This window comes from Kinneretia sp. DJ1R-11 (assembly GCF_025717595.1).
Lineage (GTDB): Bacteria > Pseudomonadota > Gammaproteobacteria > Burkholderiales > Burkholderiaceae_C > Paucibacter_A.
This window is the reverse complement of sequence record NZ_JAJIRR010000049.1, coordinates 1-886: the sequence shown is the minus strand read 5'-3', so window position 1 is coordinate 886 and position 886 is coordinate 1. Positions and strand designations below refer to the sequence as shown.

Below are 886 nucleotides of genomic sequence, written 5' to 3'. Positions count from 1 at the left end.
GGGGTGGACCCGGTGGGGAGTTTTTTTACAGCCTCAACGTTTGACATGAGGGGCGGCCGCAAGCAAGCGAAGCTTGCTTGTGGACGTCCCCTCGATGGAAGGGTTAGGGCGCCGTTTGTCGAGGGGTTCGAGGGGGAGTCAACCGCCGGCGCGAAAGGCCATAGACAGCGAACAGTCCGGCGGCCAATAGGGCTGCCTGGGTAGGTTCGGGTACAGCAGCAGTGGTTACGAGCAACTGGGACGGATGACCATAGTTGTACTCCATGGAACTGAATACATCCGTACCGGTGGTGCGCAAGTTGAACGCAAGGAAGGGGGCGGTAGTGTTGGCCACAAACGCAGTGACGTCAAAGAACGCGTCTTGACCGTACCCGAGGTTGGAGGGCAGGACAAGAGTTCCGAGAAACGTTCCAGCGTTGGCATCGGTTACGTCCAGTTGGCCAATGGTGGTCCCGTAACCGTAGACGTCGACATTCGTTCCCCAGAGAGGCAATCCGTATGGGTTCAACGTCAAGACTGCCTGTGTGACCGGTCCTGTAATCGGGGCGGAGGAGAACTTCACTGCCCCCTGTATGTAGCCGGACGCCAGGACATACGCCCCGTCCGACACGACATTGCAGCCGGAGCACGTGTATAGCGAGCCATCGCTGGTTGGATTGATGGTGAGAGGCAGTGCTGCATGAGAGATTGAGGCACTGCCGCAGACAAGCGCGGCGAATGCTGCTCTAGCAATTGAGACCTTCATTGATCCTCCTTGACGTTTGTTTGAGTAGCCCTTGACGACGAAGGCTGCTAGCGGGCTGGTTCTAGCAGACTTGTGACCTCCATTCTCGCTGTTGAGGCGCCCTAACGAGGTTGTCCAATAACCCGAAATCCCCAACCACAC

1 protein-coding gene is annotated in these 886 nt (G+C 57.7%); it reads right to left on the bottom strand.

Annotated features, from left to right (window positions below):
• Positions 1–103: 103 nt before the first annotated feature.
• A partial coding sequence (locus tag LNV23_RS23860) for a PEP-CTERM sorting domain-containing protein (protein WP_263565242.1) occupies positions 104–886 on the bottom strand: 783 nt, incomplete at its 5' end.